Origin of the sequence: Streptomyces sp. NPDC006265, assembly GCF_040613555.1 — a bacterium.
Taxonomy (GTDB): domain Bacteria; phylum Actinomycetota; class Actinomycetes; order Streptomycetales; family Streptomycetaceae; genus Streptomyces.
The window spans coordinates 1-2,418 of sequence record NZ_JBEXSH010001128.1 but is presented as its reverse complement, the minus strand read 5'-3'; the positions used below and the strand labels follow the sequence as shown (position 1 = coordinate 2,418).

At 69.3% G+C, this 2,418-nt stretch carries 2 protein-coding genes and 1 pseudogene; 2 read left to right on the top strand and 1 reads right to left on the bottom strand.

Features of this window, described 5'->3' with window-relative positions:
• Nucleotides 1–597: phosphatidylserine decarboxylase (locus ABZ281_RS46095; RefSeq protein ID WP_356664443.1), on the top strand; the 597-nt coding region annotated here is incomplete at its 5' end.
• 58 nt (nt 598–655) lie between these two features.
• Nucleotides 656–1,438, top strand: a complete 783-nt coding sequence (pssA, locus tag ABZ281_RS46090) for a CDP-diacylglycerol--serine O-phosphatidyltransferase (protein WP_356664445.1) — start codon at nt 656–658, stop codon at nt 1,436–1,438.
• Nucleotides 1,439–2,237: 799 nt separating this feature from the next.
• Here the strand turns inward: pssA and ABZ281_RS46085 are convergent.
• Nucleotides 2,238–2,418 (bottom strand): annotated as a pseudogene (locus tag ABZ281_RS46085) (glycerate kinase); the annotation flags it as partial.

Sequence of the window (2,418 nt, the reverse complement as noted above, 5' to 3'; positions counted from 1 at the left end):
GGAGCATCGCCGTGGCTCCTTCCGACCGTCGCCACCGCAGCACTCAGCCTGGCCCGGGCCCGGCGCTCCGGCGCCGCCAAGGCCGTCGCCGTCCCCGCCACCGCGCTCGCGGCGGGAATGCTGTGGTTCTTCCGCGACCCCGAGCGCGAGATCACCCAGGGCCGGGTCATCTCGCCCGCCGACGGTGTGGTGCAGAGCATCATGCCGTGGAAGGACGGCCGCACGCGCGTCGCCATCTTCATGAGCCCGCTGAACGTCCACGTCAACCGCGCGCCCCTCGCGGGCACGGTGACGTCGGTCGAGCACGTACCCGGTGGCTTCGTTCCCGCCTTCAACAAGGAGAGCGAGAACAACGAGCGTGTCGTCTGGCACTTCGACACCGAGCTCGGCGACATCGAGATGATCCAGATCGCCGGCGCGGTCGCCCGTCGCATCGTCCCCTACCTGCCCCAGGGCACGAAGGTCGAGCAGGGCGAGCGGATCGGCCTGATCCGCTTCGGCTCGCGTGTCGACCTCTACCTGCCCGAGGGCGTGGAGGTCGCGGTCGAGGTCGGTCAGAAGACCGTGGCTGGGGTGACTCGCATTGACCGTGATTGATCCTGATACGAAGGCCGGCTGGGTCCCGGAGGCCGACGAGATCGACGAAGAAGAGGAGATGCCCCTCTCTCTTCGTCTGTCGATAGCGGACACGCTGACGCTCGGCAACGCCACGTGCGGCTTCATGGCGGTGTACTTCACCACCACCGGCATCCTGATCCCGGACCTCATGGGCAGCCAGGAGTCCGGCATGGCGCGCAACAGCGCGGCCACGGCGGTCATCCTGATGCTGTGCGCGGCGGTCTTCGACCTGTTCGACGGCCTGGTGGCACGCAAGCTGCGCTCCTCCCCCATGGGCGCCGAGCTGGACAACCTCTCCGACCTGATCAGCTTCGGCCTGGCGCCGGCGTACTTCGTCCTCGTCTACGGCATGGTGGCGGAGGGCGCGTACCAGCGGGTCGCGGCGCTCGGGGCGATCGTGGTGCTGCTGGCGGTGGTGCTGCGGCTTGCGCGGTTCTCGTGCGTCACGGTCAAGGACGGCACCTTCCAGGGCATGCCGTCGCCGTTCGGCGCGCTGACGGTCGTGTCCATCGTGCTGCTGGAGCTGCCCTTCGTGGCGACGCTGCTGGCGATCCTGGGGACGGCGTGGCTGATGGTGAGCCGCGTGGAGTACCCGAAGCCGCGGGGCCGGCTCGCCGTGGCGATGCTGTCGTGGATCGTGCTGGGCATGGGCCTGATGGCCGCCTGGGCCTTCGACGCGCCGAGCGGCCAGCTGCTGCTGCAGACGGGGTGTGCGCTCCAGCTGGTCATGGGCGCGGTGATTCCGCTGTTCGCGACGGCTCGACGGGTGAACAACTTCCGCGACAACCGCCGCGAGGCAGGGGCGGCGCAGCTGCCCTGATCTCGTCCTTGCGCTGACGGGTGTGGCCCGGACCTTCGAGGTCCGGGCCACACCCGTTCTTCGTTCAAGGGCGTCCCCCTCTTGCCCTTGACCGGTCAACTACCGTCGCTCGAGGCCGATTTGCGGAGAAAATACAGGAAGAGGAGGGCGGGAAGAGGGCATTTCACCCACTTCGTCCTACCTTTCCCATCGGGAGGCGGCCATACCCGCGCCCATCCTCAGAGAGCACAACGTCACACTCCAGTCCAAGATCCCCGCGAACTTCGGCGACACGGTGACCCTGCCCGTACGGGAGTACGACGGCACCAGGCCGAACCAGCCACCCCAGCCGGTGCTCATGCTGCACGGCAGGAGCGTGCCGGCGCCGGCGGGGGTCGACCTCGCGCCGGTGCCCGGCGGGCGCGCCACCCGGTACAGCTGGGCTCAGGAACTCGCGGACGACGGCTACGACGTCTTCATCATGGACCTGCAGGGCTCCGGCCGGTCGCCGCGCCCGAGGATGGACGACCCGTGCAACGCCAACCCGGCCCAGCAGCCGGCCCTCGTCCCCCATCCCCTCCCGCCTTCCCCGACCGTATCCGCTTCTCCGTGCCGGACCTGTGCAAGGCCGTCAAGGGGCCCCGCAGGCCTGATGTTCTGCCTCGAGGGTGCGGGCCACTCGCTCGTCTGGGAGATCACCGCCCAGGCGGTGCACCACATGTCGAAACAGTGGTTCAAGAACGGCAAGGTGGAGGGCCAGAGCTCCGGCAGCTACTTCCGGGACTCGAACGGTGCGCGCTGTTCCCCCTGCCGTGACGGCTCAGGTCAGGAAGTCCCTGGCGATGCGCTCCGCCACCCGTTCCAGGATCGGTCCCGCTTCGGCGATGCACTTCGCCACGTCCGGTTCCGCGTCCGTCAGGGGGTAGGCCCGGCGGAAACCGGCCCGGCCCAGGGTCTGGGGCGGCAGGGCGAGGCGGCCGCAGACCGCCACGACGTCCTTG

Bases quoted from the DNA above. Each gene is read 5' to 3' on its own strand.
- pssA (WP_356664445.1), top strand. From the start codon at position 656: ATGCCCCTCTCTCTTCGTCTGTCGATAGCGGACACGCTGACGCTCGGC.